We start from the raw sequence: 24,538 nt of genomic DNA, 5'->3' as shown, positions 1-24,538 counted from the left end.
TCAGAATGTCGATGCGAGGTGCAGGAAGGCTTCAGACTGTTCGCTGGCGGGTTCAAGCACGACGCTATCAAGGCACTGCCCGCAAGCGATTTCAACCAGCTCCTCAGCATCATCCATCGTAACACCGTTATCGAGATCGATTAGCTGGTTGAGGCCGTGCACAATTCGGTGAATGACTGCACATTCATTGCAACTTTCATCGTGCAAGATCTGAATAGTCTCATATTTCTTGATCGACGAGGTCATGAGATCATTCTTCCTTGACTGACGGTTCCAGGCTGATCATTTGGGCCTGCGGAACGAGGCCCGACCAAAACTCGAGAAATTCGACTGCTGCTTTCCGTGTCGCGAAAAATTCATGAGAATACCGAGATCGTGTACATGTTGCTGGTATCAGCGCCATTAGGCAATCAGGCCAAAGCACGTTCACGAGCCACGGCCATCCATCATCAGCGGGTGCATAAAGACAGTAGATCGGGACAGCTGGTGAGTACTTGCTCGTCTTTGAAACCGCGCTGTCAGGCCCATTTTCGAAGTCCAGGGCGTGACCGCAAGAAGGGACAGGTTGTTCCAGCAAGCGCTCGAGATACTGCTCCTCTAGGTAGGTCTCGACGACCCACGTGTGATAAGGAAATGGAGCGGCGATATCGTCCGGCCACCGGCCGATCAGGACGTCCGGCAGGATGCAGATATTGCTCCGATACCAAGCAGTGTCCATCCAATCACGCACAGGCTTTGTAACGTAGTTTTTTATTACGCGCCCTCCCGGATGAGAACGGCCGCGATTGCTCGGCGGTTCTTACTATCAAGGCAGTTCATGTCCCTCCAAAAACTGCATTCAATCTCTTCAGCAGCGTGCGCAAAATCCGCAGCTGTGAGCGCTGCCTTGAGTACGAGACGTTCAGCGGTGCTCAAGACTTCGGAGAAACGAATGGCTCGCTCCACAAAACAGTTTTCGGGCCCCTGATCTCGCGACTGTCGGTTGGTCTCGCTGATGAGTGAGGTGTAGTCCTCCCAATCGACGCAGCCTGAGATATCGACGCCCAGGCGTCCGAAAATGTCCGCCGCAGCGCTTTGTTTAAAGATCGAAAAAGTCGTCAAATTGAGTTTCCTCATGTTGTCGGGCAGAGCTATCTGCCGAAAGAGAGTTGCCGCCTCTTTGGAGATTGGGCGCACTTCACCCGTTCCGGGGCTATGGCCCCAGAGGCGGCAATGGATTCGGTTGTCGGGGGGGGCGGGGGCAGACGGTCCTACCAAACCCGTATCAATTTCGTGAGCGGGCAGTACTGCTCGACTTCACGGCGCTGGAGTACATCCTCTATTTTGTCGAGCCGAGTTCAGCCCAGACCTTTTCGAAGGTTGGATACGTATCAACGAAGCGTGCGACGTCGTCACTGTGCATCGACTTGCTCCAGGATTCGCGACGGGAAAGGCGATTTTGCTTGAACGCAATTTTCTCAAGCTGATCAGATGTTTCGGGTGGAAGTTGTATGATCCTTCCGCCCAGTCATCCGGATGCAACGTCGAAAAGACAAACTACAAGCCGATGCGTTGGATCCGGCTTTGGCAACCCGCGCAGGGGCAATGGGGCTTTGCCAATATGAAAAGGTACAATAAGGCCGTCAGCGGGGCTGGCGGCACTAGGGAACCTCAAGGCGAAAAATCCAGACTCACCAAAACTCATCACCTTGATTTCGACCTTGCCATTGAAGATCGCATCAATGGTCTTTTCCGATGGAGCGTCCAAGTGAATTGCCACTCCGATTGATTGCTTGGAGAGAAATGACCAGGCCGCTCCTTTGGATTGCGGGGGGAGGTTGGTTTGCAGTTTTTCAAAGTCAATCATGAACGGTCCTTTCTTCTGATTGATGAGAAAAATGCTGACGTAAGAAAAACCCGACGTCAAAGGCGAGAGTCACCCATGGAGGGACTTCATTAAGACTTGAAATTTTCTTGACTAAAATTGTCTCGGCCTGTTGCAGTCGTTACGTCGAATTCCTGCTGTTTTCGGCTTTGGAAACGAAAAACTAATCGCGCAGAGAAATGCTATTGGTCGATAAGCATTCGAAACAATCATCAAAAAAATCGTGATTTTTCCCTGTGCGAGGGGTCACGGGAGTGGTACACACAACCTTGATGGTTCAAAAATAAACGGCGGTTTTCTGCGGTTTTTGGGCTGAAGTGCGGGAGTCCCTTCCTCTCCTCCATTTTCCCACGGTCCATTCTTGTCACATGCCAAACTGACGTGCTTGCGTGCCCAAGACCGGTGGTCTCACGACCGCGGAGCACACGCGCTGCGCGCCTGCTGGACGTATCGAGCCGTATTCTTGTGATCTTGCTGAAGGCTCCGAAGTTGGTCCGATCAACATTCGGCCAGTCAAACTTCTGGTTCTTTCAACCCTGTTGTTCGTGAGAGGCAATCAGCCAGTCTGCGAAGACCTCTGCGGGGCGGGCGCCGCGCTTGGCGCGGGAGACGAGAAAAAAGGCATCCGAGGGGCGCACCTTCGGATGTCCTGCAGAGACAAGCTGGCCTGAATTGACCAGTGCGCCCGTGATCGAATGCCAGCCCAACATCACGCCATGACCTTCGAGGGCCGCCTGGGTCGCCTGAACGTAGTTGGTGAACGTCTGGCCTCGGCCGCTCGCAGCCGTCTGAGGCGGTGGGCCGCCAGCCTTGCTCGCCGCCCGGCGGAGATAATCGCCCCATCCCATCCAGGAAACCTCCGGGGTTCGGACATGAAGGAGTGAGACGTCATCAAGCGGCACGGGACCTTCAAAGCGCGAACGCAGGGCAGGGGCGCATTGAGGCTCGACTTCCTCCTCAAACAGCTTGGTGACGACACCATCGCTCCAGCGTCCGTGACCATAGCGCACAGCCAAATCTATGCCTTCCGAGAGCTCCGGCGCACCCTGCTGGGTGGTGATGACATTTACCGTCAGGTCCGGGTGGGCCTGATAAAAGGCAGCCAGGCGCGACATCAGCCAATAAGTTGCGACGCCAACCGAGCAGGCAACGGTGACCGCATGAGCGCCCTGGAGTTCGGCGCGGCGGACATAGTCAACGGCGTCCTCGATGCGGCCGAGACCTTCGGAAATGGCGCTCGCCAGTGTCTGTCCTGCGGCAGTCGGCCTTGCGGGTCGCCTGCTGCGGTCGAGAAGGCGTACGCCGATGTGTTCTTCAAGCTGCTTCACCGCCTGGCTGATCGCGGGCTGGGTTACATTCAGTTCCGCTGCTGCGACCTGGATCGAGCCGCTGCGCGCAATTGCGGCGAACGCGGAGAGCAGTCGCAAGGGGGGAAGGGAGCCTTTCATAGAATAATCAATAGCTTATATTTTGTTGAGTGCAACCGTTCTTCCGCGAGGAGCTTTCGTTAGCATAAAGTCTCATCCAGAAACTTCAGACCCTTTGGCGAGTCAGATGGATAGCTTGCAGATCGACAGCGTCATGCTCGAAGACACTGGGCTCAGCCTGCAGTTGGCTGATGGCAGCCCTGCCTATTTTAACTACTACTGGCTGCGCGACAATTGTCCCAGTTCTTTCGACCGGGAAACGCGCGAGCGGACCTTCGACATCTTTCATTCCCGGAATGCGCCAAAACCGAGTGCAGTGAAGGTGGAAGAGCGGTCCCTCGTCGTCGATTGGGAAGGCGAAGACCACCAGTCCCGCTATCCGCTCGATATGCTTGCGTCCTATGCTTATGGCGAGCGTCGCCCGGATCCGTCAGACCTGCCGCGCAAGCCCTGGTACTCTGACCACTATCCAGATGTCTGCCGCGTATCTCATCCACTGCTGCTGGAAAGCAACGAGGAACGCCGGCGCTGGATGGAAGCGCTTCTGGTGGAAGGCGTCGCCATTGTCACGGACATGCCGGACACGGATGAGGCCCTGACCCAGACCGGGCTCCAGATCGGCCAGATACGGCCGACCTTCTTTGGTCCCTATTTCGATGTGCGCACACACATCAAGCCAACGAACCTGGCCTTCACTTCCAAGGCGCTGGAGCTGCACACGGATGTTCCTGCCGAAGAATATGCGCCAGGTATCCAGTTCCTGCATTGCCGTGCCAATTCGGTGGCCGGCGGGCTCAATCTCTTTGCTGACGGCACGGCGGTTGCCAATGATCTGCGTGAGATCGATCCGGAAGCTTTCCGGCTTCTCGCCGAGACCGAGGTGCCCTTCTACAAGGAGCATGATGGCTATGACATGCGCTCTTACCAGAGGGTGATCGAGCTGGATCAGCACGGCGAGGTTTCCGGCGTGACCATCAGTCAGCACATGGCTGACATCTTCGATTTGCCACAGCGCACGTTCGACACCTACTATCCTGCCTTTGTATGCTTCGGCAAAATGCTGCAGGAAGAGAAATACGTCATGCGCTTCAGCCTTCAGGCAACGGAATGCATTACCTTCGACAACCACCGGATCGTTCATGGGCGGGAAGCCTATTCTGCGACCAGCGGTGAGCGTTATCTTCGCGGCACATACACCGACCGCGGTGAGCTGCGTGGAACCTACCGCGGGCTGGTCTCAGAGGGACGTTTTAAATGATGGATGTGGTCCAGACTGTGGACATAGAGGCCTTGCGGATCGACCTTGCTGCGGCCTTTCGGCTGACGGCCCGGTTCGGATGGCATGAGTCCGTCGGCAATCATTTCAGCGCTGCCGTATCGGCGGACGGTCGGCAGTTTCTGATGAACCCGAAGTGGCGGCATTTCGCGGCGATCCGGGCGTCTGACCTCCTGTTCCTGGATGCAGACGACACCTCGATCATGGAGACAGCGGATGCCCCGGATGCCTCGGCCTGGACCATCCACGGTACGCTTCATCGCAAGCGGCCGGATGTCCGTGTGGTGCTGCATTGCCATCCGCCTCATGCGACGGCACTGGCGGCCCTAAAGGATCTGGGACTGCCGCCGATTGACATGAACACGGCCCGTTTTTTCGGTGATCTCGCCATCGATCCGGACTGCGGCGGCATTGCCGATGACGCAGGCGAAGGGGAGCATATTGCGGCGGCACTCGGGGAGTGTTCGACGCTGCTGATGGCCAACCACGGGCTGACCTGCACAGGTGATACCGTGGCTCAGGCATTCGAGCAGCTCTATTTCTTTGAAAAGGCGGCGCAAACCGTGCTTCTGGCCTACGCCAGCGGCAAGCCTCTGGCGGTGATGTCTGACGAAGTTGCCGCCAACACAGCCGAGGGCTGGCGGGCCTACGCGGGCATGGCGGATGAGCATTTTGCGTATCTGAAATCTGTGCTCGACAAGGAAGCGCCAGATTACCGGGACTGAGTTGATCTACCGGGACTGAGTTGCTTGCCAGCCTCCGGGCCTCGTATCAATCGAGGCCCGGAGGCCGGGGAGACTAGCTCTTGCTGCTAGAGCCGGATTGGTGTGCCTGTTTCCAGGGATCGGGTTGCCGCGTCAGCCAGCAGCTGGGCGCGCAGGCCGTCGGTGATGTTCGGCTTGTGGGCTTTTCCGGCCTGGATTTGCTCAATGAAATAGATCATTTCGGCGCGGTAGGCGGCCTCATAGCGCTCCAGGAAAAAATGCTGCGCGGGGGCTTTTCTGAAGCCGTTGTCCGTTGCCACTTCGACGGTATTCTCAAGCATGTTTTCTGCGCGAAGCATGCCTTTTGATCCGTGAACCTCCAGCCTTTGGTCATAGCCATAGCTGGCGCGGCGCGAATTGGAGATCTGGCAGATCTTGCCGGTTGCCGTCGTCAGCGTCACGGCGGCCGTGTCCACATCTCCAGCCTCTCCGATTTCCGGATCCACCAGGGCCGACCCGACCGCATAGACGCTGACGGGCTCTTCGCCGAGCAGGAAGCGCGCCATGTCGAGATCGTGGATCATCATGTCGCGAAACAGACCTCCCGAGCTCTTGATGTAGCTGACAGGCGGGGGGGAGGGGTCGCGGGACTGGATGGTGACAATTTCCACCGCGCCGATTTCTCCCTGCTCGATGCGTCTCTGCACATTGGCAAAGTTCGGATCAAAGCGGCGATTGAACGCGGTCATGAAGGGAACGCCCGCCTTTTCGACAACCGAAATACAGTCGCGAATGCGGTCAGCGGACATGTCGACCGGTTTTTCGCAGAAGATGGCCTTGCTCGCCGCCGCCGCCAGGTGGATCAGGTCGTAGTGGATGTCCGTTGGCGTCCCGATCACCACGGCATCCACGTCGGCGCAGGCAATCAGCTCTTCGCTGGTCATGACCTTGGCGTTGGTCCTGGCCGCGAGTGCTTCGGCGGGAGCGTCAAATGCGTCTGACACGGCTGTGACGACGGCCCCCTCGATCTGTCCGACCGATCTTGCATGGACCTGTCCGATGCGGCCGCAGCCGAGCAATCCGATTTTCAACACGTCAGTTCTCTCCCTTGAAGGCCTGCAGCACCTTGCGCGTGGCTGCGACCACCGGGTCATGGGTATCTTTCAGGATCGTCACCCGATCGAAGCGGGACGGATCCTTGTTCACGGCCTCACGCAGCGCTGCGCCAAAGGCCATCCGCAGCTCTGTGCCTATGTTGAACTTGCAGATGCTTGAGCCGCGTGCCAACGCCCGTCTTTGTGCAACCGGAACGCCGGACCCGCCGTGGATCACCAGCGGGACCTCGGTTACGGCCTCGATGGCGTGAATGCGGGGCTCGTCCAGCCCGCCTTCCTTGTCCTGCTGCAGATGCACATTGCCGACAGAAATCGCCATGGCGTCGATGCGGGTTTCACGCGCGAATTTTGCAGCTTCATCCGGATCGGTTCCAGCTGACCCTTCGCCGCCCGAATAGCCGACAAAACCGATCTCGCCCTCACAGGAGACGCCGGCCGCATGGGCCATTTCGGCGATGGCGGCGGTATCATCGATGTTTTGCTGCAGTGGTGTGCGTGATCCGTCGAACATGACTGAGGTGAAGCCGCTGTCGATGGCGGTTCGGCATTCCTCTGTCGTGTAGCCGTGATCAAGATGGGCGACCACTGGCACGCAGGCGTTTTCGGCCAGATGACGGAACATGGCACCGAGGACGGGCAGGGGCGTATGCTCCCGGCACGACGGTCCTGCCTGCAGGATGACCGGCACATTTTCGGCTTCTGCAGCAGCCACATAGGCGCGCATGTCCTCCCAGCCCAGGGTCACCAGGCCAGCGACCGCATAGCCCTGTTTGAGCGCAGGCTGGAGAACCTCTGACAGGGTCGCAATGGTCATTTGAACTTCGCGATCATGTCCTTGATGCCGGGGATGGTTTCCAGCTGAGCCGCATGGGTCGGCTGGAAATACTGCACGAGCGAGCGCTGGCTAAGGCCGCCCAGGATGGTGAAATAGTACATTTCATAGCCGGGTAGCACGGCGCAGGGATGATAGCCCTTGTCGAGGCAGATCGTTGAGCCATCGACGATATGGTAGGCGTCGCCAGGCTTGTTGTCCTCGCGCTGAAGCATCTGGACGCCGGAGCCGTAGTTGGGACGGAAGCGGAAGTTATACGTTTCGTCGTGGCGGGTTTCGTCCGGCAGGCGGTCTGTATCATGTTTGTGGGATGGGAAGCCGGACCAGCCGCCCTGGCCGACGGTGTAGAGCTCGCTCACCAGCAAGCGGCCAACCTTGTCATGCTGCTTCTGCCCCAGGATATGTTTGATCTTGCGGTGGGTCTTGGTGTCGTCCGAGCCGTATTGCACGAGATCGATGCTGTCAGCGCGGACATCAAAGGGATCCAGGACCTTGTCGTATTTGGCGCCGGCGACGAAGGTCTCGGTTTCATCACTGACGCAGACGATGGTCACTTTCGCACCAACGGGCGCATAGACGCCTTCCGGTTCGCCGTCCCAGACATCAATGGTTCGATTGCCAAGCGCAGAATAGCTGACACCCTCGACATCCACGTCGACTGTGCCTGTGGCGGGCACGATACAGGTCTCGTAGCCGGGAACCTGATAGGTGAAGGCCTCGCCTTTTTTCAACTTGACGATGTTGAAGTAGTTCAGGGGAACCAAGGCATTGTCCGGTTCCACGATGGGGTTGTTCTTATTGTCGAACGGGGCGATGTGCATGGATTTTTCCTTTCAGGAAGTCGTTGGTCCTGGGTGCGACGCCAGAAATGTCTCAAGCTCTTGCGGGGTCGGCATGGCAGGCGCACAGCCAGGACGTGCGACGACGATCGAGGCGCAGGCCGAACCGCGCAGGACCGCCTCTTTGAGCGCATGTCCGCCGGCCAGGGATGCGAGAAAACCAGCCATGAAACTGTCACCTGCGCCGGTGGGTTTGACCGCCTTTGCCGGATAGATCCCAGTGCGGATTTCCTCTTCCTCCTGAAACGTCACGGCGCCTTCCGGCCCCATCTTGTAGACGACGATGTCGGCGGTGGAGGACGCCAGTGTACGCGCCTTGTCGAGGCCTTTTGACACGTCGCCCGCCATGAAGCCGAACTCTTCGTCATTGCCGACGATGACATCGGACATGTCTCCGGCGCGGGAGAGAACCTCTTCGGCAATCTCGGGTGAAGGCCAGCTGTAGGGTCGATAGTCGACGTCAAAGATGATCGGGATGCCAGCTGCCCTGGCGAGTTCGAAGGCTCTGAACGTTGCGCTCCGGGAGGGCTCTGCGGCAAAGACGGTGCCGGCAGTGATCAAGGCACCATAGGCTTTGTAATCGACCGCTTCGACGTCTTCGATCGACATCTGAAAATCGGCGGCGTTGTTGCGATAGATGACGCTTTGATGTTCCTCGACCCGCGTCTCGTAAACGGCGAGCGAGGTGCGTTCTTCGCCCTTGATGCGCCTTACATGGTTGCGGTCAATGCCGTAGTGGTCGAGCTGTCCCTCGCAATACCAGCCGATGGAATCGTCGGAGACGACGGTGACAAGAGCTGCCTTGCAACCGAGCTTGACCAAGCCTGCCGCGGTGTTGGCGCTGCTTCCGCCCATGGCAACCATCATGCTGGTTGCCTCACGCGTGCGTGTGCCTGCAGGTTCCGGGCTCAGGTCCATGCCGACCCGGCCGATGATCAGGAAGTTGCGCTTGGCAATGCCGGAAAGAGCCATCACACGCCCTTTCGCTGCTTGTCGCGGCTGGCTTCCCAGTCGACGTGGGCCTTGCGGACCTTCTCGCTCGTGGTGACGTGGGGCGTTCCAACTTCCCACCATGCGTGACCTTCCGTGGTCCAGCCCTCGTAGGGATCCACCTTCATCACAATGACATGGCTTCGATCGCTCGCCTTGGCGCGTTTGAACGCTTCTGCGAGCTCTGTAGGGTTCGAAACGGTTTCGGCGATCGCGCCCTGGGAGGCTGCATTGGCCTCGAAATCAACTGAAAATGGTTGCGGGATGGTCGGACAGTCCGCCAGGAGATTGTTGAAACTCTCGTTGCCGGTGTTGTTTTGCAGCTTGTTGATGACGGCAAAACCGCCGTTGTCCAGCACCAGAACAATCAGTTTCTTTTGGCTGAGAACGGACGAATAAAGATCCGAATTCATCATCATGTAGGAGCCGTCGCCGATGAAGACGATGGTGTCCCGATCCGGCTCGCGTTCGCATTGGGCAATGCGAGCGCCCCAGGCGCCGGAGATCTCGTAGCCCATGCAGGAAAAGCCGAATTCCACATCGACAGTGCCGATATCGAGAGTGCGCCAGTTGGCAGTCACCTCGGCTGGCAGGCCGCCGGCAGCAGCCACAACCCGGTCACGCGTGTCACACAAATCGTTCACGACACCGATGGCCTGTGCATAGGAATTGGGGCGATTGCCGTGAGCAACATTGCTGGCGACATAGGCATCCCAATTCTTGCGCTCCTCCTGCGCCTTTGCAGTCCAGTCCTTGGGCGTCGAATACTCCAACGCCGCGCCAAGGATCTGGAGCGACAGTTTGGCGTCACCGACAACAGGCAAGGACCTGTGTTTGCCCGCGTCATGACGAGCTGCGTTGATGGAGATGAAGCGGGCGTCCTTGGAAAATGCGGTCCAGGATCCGGTCGTGAAATCCTGCAGTCTTGTGCCGACTGCCAGGATCACATCTGCGCTTTCTGCGATGGCGTTGGCGCTGTCAGATCCGGTTACGCCGATGGGGCCGATGTTGAGGGGATGGTTTGCAAGCATGTTGGCGCGGCCGGCGATGGTCTCGACCACGGGGATCTGATGTTTCTCGGCAAAGGCAGTGAGCTCTGCAACAGCTCTGGAGTATTGCACGCCGCCGCCGGCGATGATCATTGGCCGCTCGGCGCGTTGCAGCAGCGCGACCGCATCCTTGATTTCTTCAGCGTCAGGGCTGATCCGGCGAATGCGGTGGACCTTTTTCTCGAAGAAGGCGTTTGGATACTCATACGTCCAGCCTTGGACATCCTGCGGCAAGCCAATGAAGGCTGGGCCGCAATCGGCTGGATCCAGCAGTGTGGCGAGGGCAGCGGGCAGCGATTGAATGACCTGAGCCGGATGGGTGATGCGGTCCCAGTAGCGCGACACAGGCTTGAAGGCGTCATTTACGCCGAAGGTCGGGTCGCCGAAGTTTTCCATCTGCTGCAGAACCGGATCGGGCAGGCGCGTCAGGAACGCATCGCCGCAGAGCATCAGCATGGGCAACCGGTTGGCATGGGCAAGACCGGCTGCTGTCAGAAGGTTTGCCGTGCCGGGACCCGCGCTCGCGGTGCAGAACATGAAGCGCTGACGCAGCCATTGCTTGGCATAGCCTGCTGCAGCAAATCCCATACCTTGCTCGTTCTGGCCGCGGTAAAGCGGCAGCACGTCCTGAACCCCGTAGAGCGCCTCACCGAGGCAGGTCACATTGCCATGGCCGAAGATACCGAAGCCGCCCCCGCAGACACGCATTTCCCGACCGTCGATCTCGATGAACTGGTTGGAAAGCCAACGGATTATGGCTTGAGCCGTGGTTAGACGGATGGTGTCAGCTGTTGTCGTCATATCAAATCCAACCCTGTGGGACTCTCGTCTGTTTTGCTGAATGCAGCTTGCGAGATTTCGATTCACACGATACAACGTTTGCAACCGGTTGCAAACCGTATTTCAAAAATTGGGACCGCGTATCAATGGCTCAGATCGGAATCGGCATTCTTGGTGGTGGCTATATGGGCAAGGCCCATGCAGTTGCCATGTCCGCAGTTGGTGCGATTTTCAACACGGCTCTGCGCCCGCGTCTGGAGATGGTTTGTGCTTCATCGTCTGAGAGCGCCGAACGCTATCGCGTTGCCTATGGCTTTGAACGGGCGACAGACGACTGGCGTGTTCTCGTCCAGGATCCGAAGGTGGAAGCGATCATCATCGCGTCGCCTCAAGAGACGCACCGGGAGGTCGCCGAAGCTGCGTTTGCGCTTGGGAAGCCTGTTTTTTGTGAAAAGCCCTTGGGGGCATCACTGGCAGACAGCGCGGCGATGGTTGCGGCCGCCGAATCCTCCGGCTGCGTGAATATGGTGGGCTTCAATTATATCCGGACCCCGGCGAGCCAGTTTGCACGCAAACTGATCGCCGAGGGTGAAATCGGTGATGTCACCTGGTTTCGGGGTGAGCACACTGAAGACTTTTATGCCGATCCTGAAGCCCCGGCGACCTGGCGCACGACCGGTGATGCCAATGGCACCATGGGTGATCTTGCCCCGCATATGATCAATGCAGCGCTGGCCCTGCTTGGCCCGGTCAACCGGGTGATGGCAGAGGTGGAGACGGTTCACGCCAGCCGCCCTGGAGGTGAGGTGACCAACGACGATCATGCGCAGATGATGTGCCGCTTTGAAAACGGTGCCATGGGGCACATGTATTTCAGCCGCGTCGCGACCGGTCGAAAGATGGGCTATGCCTATGAAATCACGGGTACAAAAGGCGCCATTCGGTTCGATCAGGAAGATCAGAATGCGCTCTGGTTTTACCGAATGGACGAGCCTGAGGCGACGCGGGGTTTCCGCAAGATCCTGACCGGCCCGGCGCATCCCGACTACCTGCCGTTCTGTCAGGGACCGGGACACGGGACGGGCTATCAGGATCAGATCATCATTGAAGCCCGCGACTTTCTGCGCGCAATCGAAACCGGAAAGGCCATCTGGCCGACTTTCCGTGATGGCCACGACGTCAACCGCGTGATCGCGGCGGCCATGACTTCATCAGGCAGCAAGACCTGGCAAGACATCAAAGCTTTTTGAGCATTAGTGAGGAAAACCATGTCAATCAGAATTGGCAACGCGCCCTGTTCGTGGGGCGTCGAATTCGCGCAGGATCCGCGCAATCCGTCCTGGCAGTCGGTTTTGAAGGACTGTGCCGAGGCGGGTTACAAGGGGATCGAGCTGGGGCCTGTCGGTTTCATGCCCGAAGATCCGGCCGTTCTGGCGGACGCATTGGCTGAACACGATCTGGAGTTGATCGGCGGCGTGGTGTTTCGGGCATTCCACGACCCTGCGGCCTGGGAGGATGTGCAAGATGGTGCGGTGCGGACCTGCAAGGCGCTCAAGGCACATGGTGCAAAACACCTCGTTCTGATCGATTCCATCTCTCCCCGGAGGGCGCCGACAGCCGGACGCGCCAATGAAGCGGAACAAATGGACCTTGCCGAATGGACAGCCTATCGCGACCGGATTGCGACGATCGCAAAGATGGGCGCCGAGGACTACGGGCTAACCGTTGGCATTCACGCTCATGCGGCCGGTTTCATGGACTTTGAACCCGAGCTTGAGCGGCTGCTCGATGATGTCGATGAGACGATTCTGAAAATCTGTTTTGATACAGGACATCATTCCTTTGCCGGATTTGATCCGGTGGCCTTCATGAAGCGCCATATGGAACGCATTTCATACATGCATTTCAAGGATATTGCGCCGGATGTTAAAGCGGATGTGATCGCCAAGCGGACAGGGTTCTACGATGCCTGTGGCCAGGGGATCTTCTGTAATCTTGGTGACGGTGATGTGGACTTCCCTGCGGTCCGGCAGCTGCTTGTGGACTCCGGTTTTGAAGGCTGGTGCACTGTCGAGCAGGACTGTGACCCGCTGCTTGACCCCGATCCGCTGGGTGATGCGCGCAAGAACCGTGAATACCTTGAATCCATTGGCTTTAACTGAGGGCTGCAGCGATGGCTAAATTGAGATGGGGCATGATCGGCGGCGGCGAAGGCAGCCAGATCGGACCCGCCCACAGGTTGGGTGCGCAGGCCGATGGTCTGTTCGAATTGACGGCGGGGGCGCTGGATCATCGGGCCGATGTTGGCCGTGAGTATGCACAGCGCCTGGGCGTTGCTGAAGATCGGGCCTATGGCGACTGGCAGGAAATGCTGGTTGGCGAGAAGGATCGCGAGGATCGAGTCGATCTGGTCACCGTTGCGACACCGAACTCCACGCATTTCGAAATCACCAAGGCTTTCCTGGAGGCCGGCTTCAACGTCCTGTGCGAAAAGCCGATGACCATGAACGTTGAAGAGGGTGAGGAGATCGTTCGGATCGCGGAGGCGACCGGAAAGGTCTGTGCGGTGAACTATTGCTACTCGGCCTACCCGATGATTCGGCAGGCGCGGGCCATGGTGCGCGCCGGAGAAATTGGCAAGGTAAGGCTGGTGGTGACGAATTTCAGCCATGGGCATCACGGTGATGCAGGCGATGCAGACAACCCGCGGGTTCGCTGGCGCTACGACCCTGCAATGGCCGGTGTTTCAGGGCAGTTCGCCGATTGCGGCATTCATGCTCTGCACATGGCGAGCTTCATCTGCAACGACCAGGTGGAAAAACTGTCGGCCGACTTTGCCTCGACCATTTCCAGCCGGGAGCTGGAAGACGACGCCATGGTCAACTTCCGCCTGTCCGGCGGGACTGTTGGCCGGCTTTGGACTTCGTCAGTCGCCATCGGGCGTCAGCATGGGTTCGATATTCAGATCTTCGGAGAAACGGGTGGTTTGCGTTGGGCATCCGAGCAGCCGAACCAGCTGATTTACACGCCTGTCGGCGGTCGCACCCAGATCATCGAAAAAGGTGAGGATGGTTTGCACGAGGACGCGCAGCGTCTGTCTCGTGTTGCGATTGCGCATCCGGAAGGTTTCCCGCTGGCGGTCGCCAACATCTATTGCGATCTCGCCGATGCCATTCGTGGGGAGGCGAGGGACGGGTTGCCCAACGCGGAGGATGGGGTGCGCTCCATGGCGGCGGTGCACATGGCTGTTGCCTCGGCGAAGGAAAATGGGGCCTGGGTTGACGCCCGCCCGCCGATTTTCCGCACGTGAGCGTAAAAGGAACCGGGCGTTCAGCCCGGTTCTCATGACCTTCACGGTTTATGTCGTGATGGGCTTCAGCGTGCCGCGTTCCACGACCGAGCAGGGGAAAATCCGAGCCTCAGGATAGCGGTCCGGTTCGTCGAGCATGGCGACCATGAGCTCAATGGACGACGTGATGATCTGGCGGATCGGCTGATGAATTGTGGTCAGGTTGATGTTTTCCCAGCCGGCCATTTCCATGTCATTCAGTCCAAGGATGCCGATGTCGTTCGGTACGCTCAAGCCGCGCTCCCTGATTGCCGAAAGTGCACCAATGGAAAGAACGTCATCGCCGCAAAAATAGGCTTCCGCGTGGGTCGGTTGTTCCAGAAGGCGGAGCATCTCGTGACGGCCTGCCTCAAATGAATAGGCATTTGCATAGGAGTAGGCCGCCTTGATCTGGGGATGCTGAGCGACCTCCTGCATGAAGCCCGCCAGACGATCCTGCGTTGATGTCGCCGTTTCAGGCCCCCCCAGAAACGCGATTTTCCTGTGGCCCCGGGCGGCCAGTTCCCGCACAGCAATGCGACCGCATTCCATATTGTCGATGCCGACCACATGAACCTGGGGCGCGCTTGAGTACCGGCCAAAAGAGTGAACCACCGGAACCTGTGCGTCGCGAAAGGCCTTGGCAAAGCCTGGCGGCAGCGTGGAGGATGCGACCACGACACCATCAACAGAATACTGGCGCAGCATCCGAACCGAGTTTTCCGGATCGGTTTCGTCGGTCAGATTGACCAGCAGTGGTCGCAAGCCCCGATCCTGCAGGCCGCGGGTGAAGAGGTCGAAGACTTCCAGGAAGATCGGGTTATGAAAGTTGTTCGAGACCAGGCCGATCAACTTGGTGCGTCCCGTGGTCAGGGACGAGGCTAGGGCGTTCGGGCTGTAGCCAAGTTCCCGGGCCGCCTTCTCCACCTTTCGGCGCATCTTGTCGGAGACGGAAGCGCCGTCGGTAAAGGCTCTGGACACGGCTGAGCGTGAAACGCCCGCCCGTTCTGCAACCTCTTTCAATGTCACTACCATTGTCGTCCGATCCCCAGATCCGCCCTTCGGATCTTTTAGCCAGTTTCTCGCATCAGCGCAGCATCAAACCTTAACAGAAGATTTGCAACCGGTTGCAAAAACTCGGCAGGTGTGTTTTAGTCAGACTCGAAGTGACGGGGAGGAGCCGTTCTTCCGCCACATCCTGGCGAATTCTGGGAGGATTATAATGACATCACTAATGAAGAAGATGGCGTTGGCGCTGACTGTTGCCGCTGCGCCGCTGATGGCAGTTTCTGGCGCCTCGGCCGAAGGCGAGAAATACATTCTGGTGAGCCACGCACCTGACAGTGACAGCTGGTGGAACACCATCAAGAACGGTATCGCGCTTGCAGGTGAGCAGATGGATGTTGAGGTCGAGTACCGCAACCCGCCGACCGGCGACCTTGCCGATATGGCGCGCATCATCGAACAGGCTGCTGCGAGCGGCCCGAACGGCATCATCACCACGCTCAGCGACTATGACGTTCTGTCCGGCCCGATCAAGGCCGCAGTGGACGCTGGTATTGACGTGATCATCATGAACTCCGGTACCCCTGACCAGGCCCGCGAAGTCGGCGCCCTGATGTATGTGGGTCAGCCTGAATATGACGCAGGTCATGCCGCCGGTCTTCGCGCAAAGGGCGATGGCGTTGAGAGCTTCCTGTGTGTCAACCACTACATCAGCTCGCCGTCTTCCACTGAGCGCTGTCAGGGCTTTGCGGATGGTCTCGGTGTAGAGCTGGGCAACCAGATGATCGATTCCGGCCAGGATCCCTCGGAAATCAAGAACAAGGTCCAAGCTTACCTTTCGGCCAATCCGGAAACAGATGCAATCCTGACGCTCGGCCCGACGAGTGCGGACCCGACGCTTCTGGCACTGGATGAAACCGGGCTGGCTGGTGACATCTACTTCGGCACGTTTGATCTGGGCGAGGAAATCGTCAAGGGCATCAAGGCCGGTGTGATCAACTGGGGCATCGACCAGCAGCCGTTCCTGCAGGCCTATCTGCCGGTTGTCGTCATGACGAACTACCATCGCTACGGCGTTCTTCCGGGCAACAACATCAACTCCGGCCCGGGTTTCGTGACCGCGGACGGACTTGAGATGGTCGAAAAGTTCGCGGGCGAATACCGCTAAGAACCTGCCAATTGTGGGCGGCCAGAGCATATCTGCCGCCCTTTTTCCATGTTGAACCGGACCAGCTAAGGCAATCACCATGTCTGAAGTTCAAGCCCCCACAACCGTCGAGGACGAGCGGGTCATCCAACGCTCACGCCTTCGCGAAAGTCTGATTCGCCCGGAGCTGGGCGGGATCGTGGGTACCGTCATCGTCTTTACCCTGTTTGCGCTGTTTGCTTTCGACAGCGGCATGTTCAACAGCCAGGGTGTCATGAACTGGAGCCAGGTCTCGGCGCAGTTCATGATCATCGCCGTCGGGGCCTGCATGCTGATGATCGCCGGTGAGTTTGACCTGTCGGTCGGCTCCATGATCGGCTTCTCCGGCATGATGATCGCGATTTTCAGTGTCACCCTTGGCTGGCCGGTCTGGCTGGCCATCATCGTGACCTTCGCTCTGGCTCTGTCCATTGGTGCGCTGAACGGGATCATCGTGGTGCGCACGGGACTGCCCAGCTTCATCGTCACCCTCGCGTTCCTGTTCATCTTGCGCGGCTTTACGATCTTCTTCCCGCAGACCATCGAGCGGAAGACCATCATCGGCGGCATCAAGGACGCGGCAGAGGGAGATTGGCTGGCGCCTGTGTTCGGCGGCAAAATCCTGACCGGCCTGTTCCAGTGGATGGGCGAGGCGGGCATCATCGCGGTGTTCGAACGTGGGACCCGTCAGGGAATGCCTGTGGTTGAAGGCGTTCCGATGCTCATCGTCTGGGCTCTGGTTCTCGTTGTTTTTGGTCATGTGGTTCTGACCAAGACGCGGTTCGGCAACTGGATTTTTGCGGCGGGAGGAGACGCTCAGGCAGCACGCTATGCAGGCGTTCCGGTGAACCGGGTCAAGATCCTGATGTTCATGTTCACCGCTTTCTGCGCCACTGTTTTCGCGACCTGTCAGGTTATGGAATTTGGGTCGGCGGGGGCTGACCGCGGGCTGCTGAAGGAGTTCGAAGCGATCATTGCGGTGGTCATCGGCGGCGCGCTGCTGACGGGTGGCTACGGCTCGGTAATTGGTGCTGCGCTCGGGGCGTTGATCTTCGGCGTGGTCCAGCAAGGCCTGTTCTTTGCCGGAGTGGAGAGTTCTCTCTTCCGCGTGTTCCTGGGTGTGATCCTGCTCTTCGCGGTGATCCTCAACACCTATGTTCGCCGCATGATCACCGGGGAGAAATAAGATGACGACGGAACATGCGCCCATCGTTCAGATGAAGAACATCGAGAAGCATTTCGGCTCGGTTATTGCGCTCGCCGGCGTCTCGGTTGAAGTCTTTCCCGGTGAATGTCATTGCCTGCTTGGCGACAATGGTGCGGGCAAATCAACCTTCATCAAGACCATGTCCGGTGTGCATAAGCCGACCAATGGCGACATTCTTTTCGAAGGCACACCGATGAATTTCGACCGTCCGCGCGACGCGATGACGGCCGGAATTGCGACAGTCTATCAAGATCTTGCGATGATCCCGCTGATGTCTGTCAGCCGCAATTTCTTCATGGGCAATGAGCCCTTGCGCAAGTTCGGGCCGCTGAAGTTCTTCGACCATGATCACGCCAATGAAGTGACCATGGCCGAGATGCGCAAGATGGGGATCAACCTGCGTGGTCCCGATCAGGCTGTCGGGACGCTCTCTGGTGGCGAACGTCAGACAGTGGCGATTGCCCGTGCTGTCTATTTCGGTGCCAAGGTGCTGATCCTGGACGAGCCGACTTCCGCGCTCGGTGTTCGCCAGACAGCCAACGTTCTGGCCACTATCGACAAGGTTCGCAAGCAAGGGATTGCGGTCGTGTTCATCACCCACAACGTCCGCCATGCGATGGCGGTGGGGGACAGGTTCACAGTGCTGAACCGGGGCAAGACCCTCGGCACGGCGCAGCGTGGCCAGATCACACCGGAAGAGTTGCAGGACCTGATGGCGGGCGGTCAGGAATTGGTCGCGCTGGAAGGCAGTCTCGGCGGAACCGTCTAGACTGCTGCAAGACTGAAAACAGAACACTTACCGGAGTTGCCCTGATCGGCAGCTCCGGTTTTCCTGTTCAAGGCACTTCAGAAGGTACTGCTCGCATTTCAAGAGTTTCGAATTTGGCCCGTCATTTGATCTATGTCTGCGTCGGGCTTTCGTGCGGCGACTAAGTTTCTCGTCATGACCGCCGTATTGCCATTATGAGCTGGCGTTTCATCGGCATGGGCGGTGTTGCGCCCCAGATCAAAGAGCGAGACTGAAATCATGGTAGATGCACGAAAAATTCTTCAGGACCTTGAAACGACGCGCGACGAGATACGCCTCAAGATCCATCTCGGCAGCATGGAAGCCCGACAGGAGTTCGAGGAGCTGGAAGAGAAATTCCAGAAGTTCAAGTCGGAGGCACGTCTGGATGATGCAACCGAGGATGTCGGGGAGGCAGCCAGCGATCTTGCGAGCGAGATTTCAAAGGCCTACGCAAACATCAAGAAGGCGCTCTAGGCGCTCCTCGCATGCGAACGGCGACGGCGGCAGGTGTCTTGTTCGTGGGACCTGTCACCGTCTTGAAGTTTCAGTCCTTTTTCTTGCTCATGGACTTGATGAGCAGCGTCAGGATCGGCGTCAGCAGCCCGGCGAGAGCGCCGTCGAGCGGGTTTTTGGCAAAGGACGTCAGGCTGTTCTTGAGGCCGATCAATTCGTCTCGTGTCCGCTCGATTTCGTCCTGAAGATCCTCGGCTTTTGCCTCCAGTTCTTCAAGACCGGCATCGCGTACTTCCTTTGCAAGTTCGAGTTCCGGGCCGGTTTTCAGTCCCGATGCCCACAGCAGAAGGATGACGGCCACGAGAAAATCGACGCCGGCGACAGCAAGAGCGGCGTAGCTTGGGCCCCATACCTCTTCCAGCGCAAAGAAACCGGCGACATTCAACATCGCCAAACCGAAAACGAGCACCAGACCGGCAAAGGCCGTGGCGCCGATCTTTTTGGCGGCGACCTGAAGCTTCGCCTCGATGATCAGAAGTTCGGCGCGCCAGATGATGCGCAGGTTGCGAACGGTGCTTTCCATGGTGCGCTCCTATCGGCGTAATGTGGCCCCAACGATGATCCCGAGCGCAAAGGCGCCCAAAACCACACGGACGGGATGTTCCTGAATTTCGTGCTCTGCACTTTCGACGAGCGTGCTGAGCTGTTCCGACAGTTGCGTCAGATCCAGATGAGCAGCTGATGTCTCTTCGGCTACGGCTGCGGCCGACGCCTCGATATATGGCGCGTCAGATGCCTGAGTGGCAGTTTGTGCCGTGTCTTCGGTGACAACTTCACCCGTGGGCGGTGCCGCTTTGGACGCCGCCTTGGCTGCTGGCTGGCGCTTGCGGCGGCGCTTGGGTTTCGTTGTTTCCGCCTTCAGGGCGTGGATTTCGTCTTGCAAGTCACGAGACATCGCCATTCGAAACCTCCTTGATTGCACGTGTTGATTTCTTGGCCGCATGAACGCACAAAAATGGCCCCGGCGCGAGGGAAATTGAGGAACGCCGGAGCCTGTTGAATGCAGACGAAGAGGCAAAAGGAAAGGTCATCACCAGACCTGTCCCTCGTGCATCCTTGCTTTATGCGCCAAATATGTCGGTGGTGATGCCCTTGTACCAGCCAACTGATTCCTCGTAGGTTTCCTGCCGGACCCCGCTGTCTTCCCCGGTCTGGCTGATGAATTTCGAGGTCGAGGCGATCTTCTCGTCCGTTGCCGCATATTGCGCGCCGACCTTCACGCCGTCATTGCTTTCAATCAAACTCCAGCAAGTGTTTGAATATTTGGCGGGAAAGACCTTGGAGCCGATGAGGTCGCCGCGCACGGCCATGGCCGCCACCTTCGCCTGGCTGTTGGCGGAGAAGCCGGATTTCGGCATGTCGCCGGCAATACAGGCATCACCAATCACGAAGACATTGTCGTCGACCCTGGACCGCATTGAATAGGGATCGATGGCGCAAAAGCCGCTTTCGTTGGCAAGACCGGCGCTGGCCGCGATCATACCGGCCTTTTGCGCCGGAATGACGTTGACCAGATCGCCCTGGAACGTGTCGAGATCCGTCTCGACTTGCCCGCTCGCCGGATCCACACTGGCGATGCCGCCATGAACGTCCGGTCCGTACCATTCGATCATGCCTGGATAATGCTTGTCCCAGCCTTCCTGAAACAGGGCCTGTTTCGAGAATTTCGATTTGGGGTCAATGATGGTGATCTTGCTGTCGGTGAAGCCCTTTTCCTTCAGCACATGGGCGAACATGGAAACGCGCTCATAGGGGCCGGGAGGGCAGCGATACGGATTGGGCGGGGCGACCATGACGATCTGCTGACCGTTTTCGATCGCGTCCAGCTTTGCCTTGAGCAGTTTGGTCTGCGGGCCTGCCTTCCAGGAATGGGGCATGACTTCAGCGGCTTCTTCCGAATAGCCGGGCACGCTGTCCCAGATCAGATCGATGCCGGGGGCAACGATCAGCCGGTCATAATCGACCTTGGAGCCATCGGCCATCGTCACGGTTTTCGCCTCACGGTCGATGGTCTGGGCGTAGCCGTTTACGACAGTTATGCCGTAGTTGGAGGCGAGTTTGTCGTAACTGTGGGTGATTGATTCAAATGTGCGGTAGCCACCCAGATAGAGGTTGGAGAAGAAACAGGTGGTGTAGGTCGCGTTGGCCTCGATCAGGGTCACGTCAATGGCGTCGCCTGCGTCCTTGGCGATGTAACGCGCTGCAGTTGCGCCACCAGCGCCGCCGCCGATGATCACGACCTTGGGTTTGCCCTGGGCACGGGCGTAAAGGGGCAGCGCGAGGGATGCGGCTCCTGCGCCTGCGAACAATCCAAATGTACGTCGGGAAATTTGGGTCATCACGTTTCCTTCCAGTTTTCGATTATTGCGGATCTATGGAGCCGAAGTAGGCCGCAAGGGCCGCTATTTCCTCATTGCCGAGGTTTGCGGTCATGTTCTGCATGACCTGATGGCTGCGGACGTTGGTCTTGTAGTCGAAGAGGGCCCGGATGAACGCAGCCTTGGGCCAGCCGATGATGGAGGGAATGCCGTCTGCACGTCCGGACAACTGATGGCAGGTCACGCATTCGCTTGAGAGATATTCGCCGTAGTCGGGGTCCCCGGTGAGGGCCATCGCCTCGGCGCCGATTTCAGGATGGGCCGGCTTTGGAATGTCCGGATGTGCGGCCGGGTCGCGGTCGGAGGCCTCGCGGAGATAAGCAATCAGGTCATCACGGTCCTGCTGCTTTTTCATGCCGCGGTAGGACATGCGAGTGCCGCCGACAAAGGCGCGTGGTTTTTCCAGGTAGGCGTCGAGGGTTTCCTGCGTCCATTCAAGACCGGCGCCGCCCCGGATGCGCATGACGGAAGAATACTTGAAGTTCTCGATGGAGCCAGCAGTGCGGCCGAACAGTCCGTCCAGATGGGGGCCGACGCCGTTGCGGGCGTCTACGCCGATTTCGTGACAGGCCTTGCAGGCTCGGTAGAGTTTCTGGCCACGCTCGGCATCGGCAGGTTGTTCTGCGAGGGAAGGCGTCGTCAGCGTTGCCAAGGCGCACAGAAACGCGAGGGCGAAAATGGAGATCGGTCGATGCCAAGCTGGAACACGCCGGTTCAGACGGTGGTCGCCCACCGTTCGCCGGTTCTTCGTTTGAGTTCCCGTTTCTGCCATCGTCCGACCTCCCTTCGGTCCGCTGCAAGTTTTCGCGCCGGATCCTAATCCACGGTACCGGCTCCGGCATTGTCATCGCCGCTGCCCGGTGTCACATCCAGGATGAGGGCATGCATGGTGATCTCGACAGGCTTGTCGGTGCAGTTTTCCATGCAAGGCTCTCCCCTGGAGGCGAAATGCGCTTCGGTCTCACGGCCATCTGTAATGAAGTTTTCTTCATTTGGCAGGCGTACTTCGAGAAAATTCTTGTCAGATAACTCGAAGCCTTCATCGTCCACCAGATCATTGAGATAGAGCAGGTAGGCGGTGATGGCATAAACGTCGTCGTCGGACAGGGAGCGGGCGTTGCCATAAGGCATCGCGCGGCGCACGTAGTCATAGACCGTTGACAGATAGGGCCAGTAGGAGCCGATGGTCTTTTCCGGGCGTTCTTCCGTCAGCGTGTCCTGTCCACCTGCCAGCACCGGCCAACGCCCCACACCTTCACCAAAGTCGCCGTGACAGACCGCGCATTGGTCGGTGAAGAGCTCTTCACCAACTGCGACAGTGCCGGAACCGACAGGAAGACCGGCGCCATCCGGACGGATGTCGATGTCCCAGGCTGTGACTTCCTCATTGGTCGCCACACGACCCAGGCCAAAGACCTTGCCCGCGCCTGCTGCGGAGACTGTTGCGGCCGTCGCTGGTTTGGAAACAGCAGCCGTTTCGGTTTTTTCCGGAACTGGCGCTGCTGCGCTGTCGTCTGAGGGCGCGCTGGCCGGGGCCTCGGCAGAGAATGTCGCCAGATAGGCGATGACGTTGTCGAGGTCCTTGTCCTTGCGCAGTCCGGCAAAGGCCATCTTGGTGCCCTTGATCATGGCCCTCGGTTTTTTGAGGTAGGTCGCCATGGTTTCATTGTCCCAGACGAGGCCTTCCTCTCCGGTCTTGATCATGGCCTTGGAGTATTTATAGCCGTCGAGACCGCCGGCCGTGCGGCCGAAGATGTCGTTAAGTTGCGGGCCGACCTTGTTTTTCGCGCCGTCGCCAACTGCGTGGCAGGCCGCGCATTTCTTGAACACCTTCTTGCCGGCGACCGCGTCACCTTCGGCCAGAGCCGATGTGGCAAGGACGGGCAGGGACAGAAGGGCTGCCGTCAGGGAGAGAGATTTAAGCAACTTCGACATTTTCAACCGTCCCGTCTCCTTTGACATGCCAGGTCTGGATGCCGTTGTTGTGGTAGATGGAGTTTTCGCCGCGGGCGATGCGCAGCTCGTCCTTCGTGGGCTGGAAGAAACCTTCCTCATCCATGGCGCGGGACTGGAGCAGCAGCTCCGAACCGTCCCAGTCGATGTCCAGGTAGAAGCGGTGCATCGCCTTTGGCAGGCTCGGCCCGTCGAGACGTGCGGTCTTCCAGTTCCGGCCGCCATCGATGGAAACATCGACGCGGGTGATCTTGCCGTTGCCGGACCAGGCGACGCCGGAAATGACCAGCGGACCCTTGCCGTGGGGGATCGGCGCCTGCGGGCTCGGGTTGGTGACAACGGACTTGGCATCCATGACCCAGGTGAAGCGCCGGGCTTTTCCGCTGGCCAGAAGATCCGTGTATTTCGACGTTTCTTCCCGCTGGTGCCAGGGCTGGTCGCCGACTTCGAGCCTGCGGAGCCACTTGACCCACATGTTGCCTTCCCAGCCAGGAACGACGAGGCGGAGCGGATAGCCTTGCTCGGGGCGCAGGGCTTCGCCGTTCATCTTGAAGGCGACCAGACAGTCGTCCAGTGCCTTTTCCATCGGGATAGATCGGGTCATTGCGGAGGAGTCTGCACCCTCGGGCATCACCCATTTGCCGGTGGTTTTGACGCCGGCTTCCTCAAGCAGGTATTTCAGCGGCACGCCGGTGTACATGACGCAGTGGATCATGCCGTGGGTGTATTGGCAGCCGTTCAGCTGCGCGCCGCGCCATTCCATGCCGGAGTTGGCTGCGCATTCCAGGAAGTAGATCCGATTTTCGCGTGGAAACCGCTTCAGGTCCTCCATGGTGAAGACCAATGGCGTGTCGACCAGGCCGTTGATCATCAGTCGATGGTCAGCCGGGCTGATCTCGGCAACGCCGCCGTGGTGGCGCTCGAAGCACAGGCCGTTCGGCGTCAGGATCCCGTCGAGCTCATGAAGCGGTGTGAAGTTGATCGAACTTTCGGTCGAGGCGGTCAGCCACTCCACATCGCGGCGAACCACATGAGACTCGAATTCCGACGGCATGCCATAGGGATTGGCCTGAACGCCATCGCCCAGGTAGCGGTTCCAGTCCTGGATCTCGGTGATCAGGCGATCGCTGTCGGCCATGGCTGCGCCGGAGAGGGCGGCTGCGCTGGCGGCGGCACCACCGGTGGCAAGACCTGCTTTCAGCAGCGTCCTGCGGTTCATGTCCGGACCGCTGTCCTTGGGAGGCTGTCCCGAAGCCTTTTTGTCACTCATCTCAATTCCTCGGGTTACTGGCAAATGTCATG

The 24,538-nt window shown here is 58.7% G+C and carries 25 protein-coding genes; 9 read left to right on the top strand and 16 right to left on the bottom strand.

Translation table 11 applies throughout. The features are described from left to right. From ABJZ52_RS11635 to ABJZ52_RS11620, 4 genes are all read right to left on the bottom strand, one after another. The gene (locus ABJZ52_RS11635; protein WP_298816123.1) at window positions 1–246 is read right to left on the bottom strand and encodes a hypothetical protein; all 246 of its coding nucleotides are present in this window, start codon (window positions 244–246) and stop codon (window positions 1–3) included. 507 nt (window positions 247–753) lie between these two features. Then, the gene (locus tag ABJZ52_RS11630) at window positions 754–1,101 is read right to left on the bottom strand and encodes a hypothetical protein (RefSeq protein ID WP_348188792.1); all 348 of its coding nucleotides are present in this window, start codon (window positions 1,099–1,101) and stop codon (window positions 754–756) included. A 406-nt stretch (window positions 1,102–1,507) separates the two neighbouring features. Then, window positions 1,508–1,846: a hypothetical protein gene (locus tag ABJZ52_RS11625; protein WP_348188794.1), complete on the bottom strand. Its 339-nt coding sequence runs from the start codon at window positions 1,844–1,846 to the stop codon at window positions 1,508–1,510. Window positions 1,847–2,394: 548 nt separating this feature from the next. Beyond that, window positions 2,395–3,312: a LysR substrate-binding domain-containing protein gene (locus tag ABJZ52_RS11620; protein ID WP_348188796.1), complete on the bottom strand. Its 918-nt coding sequence runs from the start codon at window positions 3,310–3,312 to the stop codon at window positions 2,395–2,397. A 106-nt stretch (window positions 3,313–3,418) separates the two neighbouring features. Here ABJZ52_RS11620 and ABJZ52_RS11615 point away from each other — a divergent pair, with 106 nt between their 5' ends. Next, window positions 3,419–4,549 (top strand): TauD/TfdA family dioxygenase, encoded by a 1,131-nt coding sequence (locus tag ABJZ52_RS11615; protein ID WP_348188798.1) that lies wholly within the window; start codon window positions 3,419–3,421, stop codon window positions 4,547–4,549. Beyond that, a complete protein-coding gene (locus tag ABJZ52_RS11610) occupies window positions 4,546–5,292 on the top strand; it encodes a class II aldolase/adducin family protein (RefSeq protein ID WP_348188799.1) in 747 nt (248 codons plus the stop codon). The genes ABJZ52_RS11615 and ABJZ52_RS11610 overlap by 4 nt, the downstream gene beginning before the upstream one ends. A gap of 86 nt (window positions 5,293–5,378) precedes the next feature. Here ABJZ52_RS11610 and iolG read toward each other — a convergent pair whose 3' ends face one another. From iolG to iolD, 5 genes are read right to left on the bottom strand one after another with little or no spacing between them, the layout of a single operon-like run. Further along, a complete protein-coding gene (gene iolG / locus ABJZ52_RS11605) occupies window positions 5,379–6,365 on the bottom strand; it encodes an inositol 2-dehydrogenase (RefSeq protein ID WP_348188801.1) in 987 nt (328 codons plus the stop codon). 1 nt (window position 6,366) lies between these two features. Beyond that, a complete protein-coding gene (locus ABJZ52_RS11600; protein WP_348188803.1) occupies window positions 6,367–7,200 on the bottom strand; it encodes a class II fructose-bisphosphate aldolase in 834 nt (277 codons plus the stop codon). Next, window positions 7,197–8,039, bottom strand: coding sequence for a 5-deoxy-glucuronate isomerase (locus tag ABJZ52_RS11595; protein ID WP_348188805.1), 843 nt, complete (start codon window positions 8,037–8,039; stop codon window positions 7,197–7,199). Before ABJZ52_RS11595 ends, ABJZ52_RS11600 begins: the two co-directional genes overlap by 4 nt. Before the next feature lie 12 nt (window positions 8,040–8,051). Then, window positions 8,052–9,029, bottom strand: coding sequence for a 5-dehydro-2-deoxygluconokinase (gene iolC / locus ABJZ52_RS11590; protein ID WP_348188807.1), 978 nt, complete (start codon window positions 9,027–9,029; stop codon window positions 8,052–8,054). Next, window positions 9,029–10,897 (bottom strand): 3D-(3,5/4)-trihydroxycyclohexane-1,2-dione acylhydrolase (decyclizing), encoded by a 1,869-nt coding sequence (gene iolD, locus ABJZ52_RS11585; RefSeq protein WP_348188809.1) that lies wholly within the window; start codon window positions 10,895–10,897, stop codon window positions 9,029–9,031. Before iolD ends, iolC begins: the two co-directional genes overlap by 1 nt. A 125-nt stretch (window positions 10,898–11,022) precedes the next feature. Here iolD and ABJZ52_RS11580 point away from each other — a divergent pair, with 125 nt between their 5' ends. The 3 genes from ABJZ52_RS11580 to ABJZ52_RS11570 are packed head-to-tail and all read left to right on the top strand — an operon-like array spanning window position 11,023 to window position 14,186. Then, window positions 11,023–12,126, top strand: a complete 1,104-nt coding sequence (locus tag ABJZ52_RS11580) for a Gfo/Idh/MocA family oxidoreductase (RefSeq protein ID WP_348188811.1) — start codon at window positions 11,023–11,025, stop codon at window positions 12,124–12,126. Between the two features lie 18 nt (window positions 12,127–12,144). Continuing rightward, the gene (locus ABJZ52_RS11575) at window positions 12,145–13,038 is read left to right on the top strand and encodes a TIM barrel protein (protein ID WP_348188813.1); all 894 of its coding nucleotides are present in this window, start codon (window positions 12,145–12,147) and stop codon (window positions 13,036–13,038) included. An 11-nt stretch (window positions 13,039–13,049) separates the two neighbouring features. Next, a complete protein-coding gene (locus ABJZ52_RS11570) occupies window positions 13,050–14,186 on the top strand; it encodes a Gfo/Idh/MocA family oxidoreductase (RefSeq protein WP_348188815.1) in 1,137 nt (378 codons plus the stop codon). A gap of 48 nt (window positions 14,187–14,234) precedes the next feature. Here the strand turns inward: ABJZ52_RS11570 and ABJZ52_RS11565 are convergent, their stop codons facing one another. Beyond that, window positions 14,235–15,239 carry a LacI family DNA-binding transcriptional regulator gene (locus ABJZ52_RS11565; protein WP_348188817.1) on the bottom strand — a complete coding sequence of 335 codons (1,005 nt, stop codon included), beginning with the start codon at window positions 15,237–15,239 and terminating at the stop codon, window positions 14,235–14,237. Between the two features lie 187 nt (window positions 15,240–15,426). On the opposite strand from ABJZ52_RS11565, the gene ABJZ52_RS11560 reads away from it, so the two are divergent. From ABJZ52_RS11560 to ABJZ52_RS11545, 4 genes are all read left to right on the top strand, one after another. Then, window positions 15,427–16,377, top strand: a complete 951-nt coding sequence (locus ABJZ52_RS11560) for a sugar ABC transporter substrate-binding protein (RefSeq protein WP_348188819.1) — start codon at window positions 15,427–15,429, stop codon at window positions 16,375–16,377. A gap of 79 nt (window positions 16,378–16,456) precedes the next feature. Further along, complete coding sequence (locus tag ABJZ52_RS11555) at window positions 16,457–17,581, top strand: ABC transporter permease (protein ID WP_348188821.1); 1,125 nt, start codon at window positions 16,457–16,459, stop codon at window positions 17,579–17,581. Between the two features lies 1 nt (window position 17,582). Further along, a complete protein-coding gene (locus ABJZ52_RS11550) occupies window positions 17,583–18,371 on the top strand; it encodes an ATP-binding cassette domain-containing protein (RefSeq protein ID WP_348188823.1) in 789 nt (262 codons plus the stop codon). A 258-nt stretch (window positions 18,372–18,629) separates the two neighbouring features. Beyond that, entirely contained in the window at window positions 18,630–18,866 is a 237-nt protein-coding gene (locus ABJZ52_RS11545) for a hypothetical protein (RefSeq protein WP_348188824.1), read from the top strand. Window positions 18,867–18,936: 70 nt separating this feature from the next. Here ABJZ52_RS11545 and ABJZ52_RS11540 read toward each other — a convergent pair whose 3' ends face one another. The 6 genes from ABJZ52_RS11540 to soxC all read right to left on the bottom strand — a co-directional run bounded on the left by ABJZ52_RS11540 (window position 18,937) and on the right by soxC (window position 24,506). After that, on the bottom strand, window positions 18,937–19,428 hold the full coding sequence (locus ABJZ52_RS11540) for a phage holin family protein (RefSeq protein WP_348188826.1): 492 nt from the start codon (window positions 19,426–19,428) through the stop codon (window positions 18,937–18,939). Window positions 19,429–19,437: 9 nt separating this feature from the next. Then, the gene (locus ABJZ52_RS11535) at window positions 19,438–19,806 is read right to left on the bottom strand and encodes a hypothetical protein (protein ID WP_348188827.1); all 369 of its coding nucleotides are present in this window, start codon (window positions 19,804–19,806) and stop codon (window positions 19,438–19,440) included. A 160-nt stretch (window positions 19,807–19,966) separates the two neighbouring features. Beyond that, a complete protein-coding gene (locus ABJZ52_RS11530; RefSeq protein WP_348188829.1) occupies window positions 19,967–21,244 on the bottom strand; it encodes an NAD(P)/FAD-dependent oxidoreductase in 1,278 nt (425 codons plus the stop codon). Between the two features lie 22 nt (window positions 21,245–21,266). After that, window positions 21,267–22,055, bottom strand: coding sequence for a c-type cytochrome (locus ABJZ52_RS11525; RefSeq protein ID WP_348188831.1), 789 nt, complete (start codon window positions 22,053–22,055; stop codon window positions 21,267–21,269). A gap of 44 nt (window positions 22,056–22,099) precedes the next feature. Continuing rightward, complete coding sequence (locus ABJZ52_RS11520; RefSeq protein WP_348188833.1) at window positions 22,100–23,218, bottom strand: c-type cytochrome; 1,119 nt, start codon at window positions 23,216–23,218, stop codon at window positions 22,100–22,102. Then, window positions 23,202–24,506 carry a sulfite dehydrogenase gene (gene soxC, locus ABJZ52_RS11515; protein ID WP_348188835.1) on the bottom strand — a complete coding sequence of 435 codons (1,305 nt, stop codon included), beginning with the start codon at window positions 24,504–24,506 and terminating at the stop codon, window positions 23,202–23,204. Before soxC ends, ABJZ52_RS11520 begins: the two co-directional genes overlap by 17 nt. Window positions 24,507–24,538: the final 32 nt, after the last annotated feature.

Origin of the sequence: Roseibium sp., from assembly GCF_039982295.1 — a bacterium.
Classification (GTDB): Bacteria; Pseudomonadota; Alphaproteobacteria; order Rhizobiales; family Stappiaceae; genus Roseibium.
The sequence above is the reverse complement of the archived record's forward strand: the minus strand, read 5'-3'. Positions and strand labels throughout refer to the sequence as shown.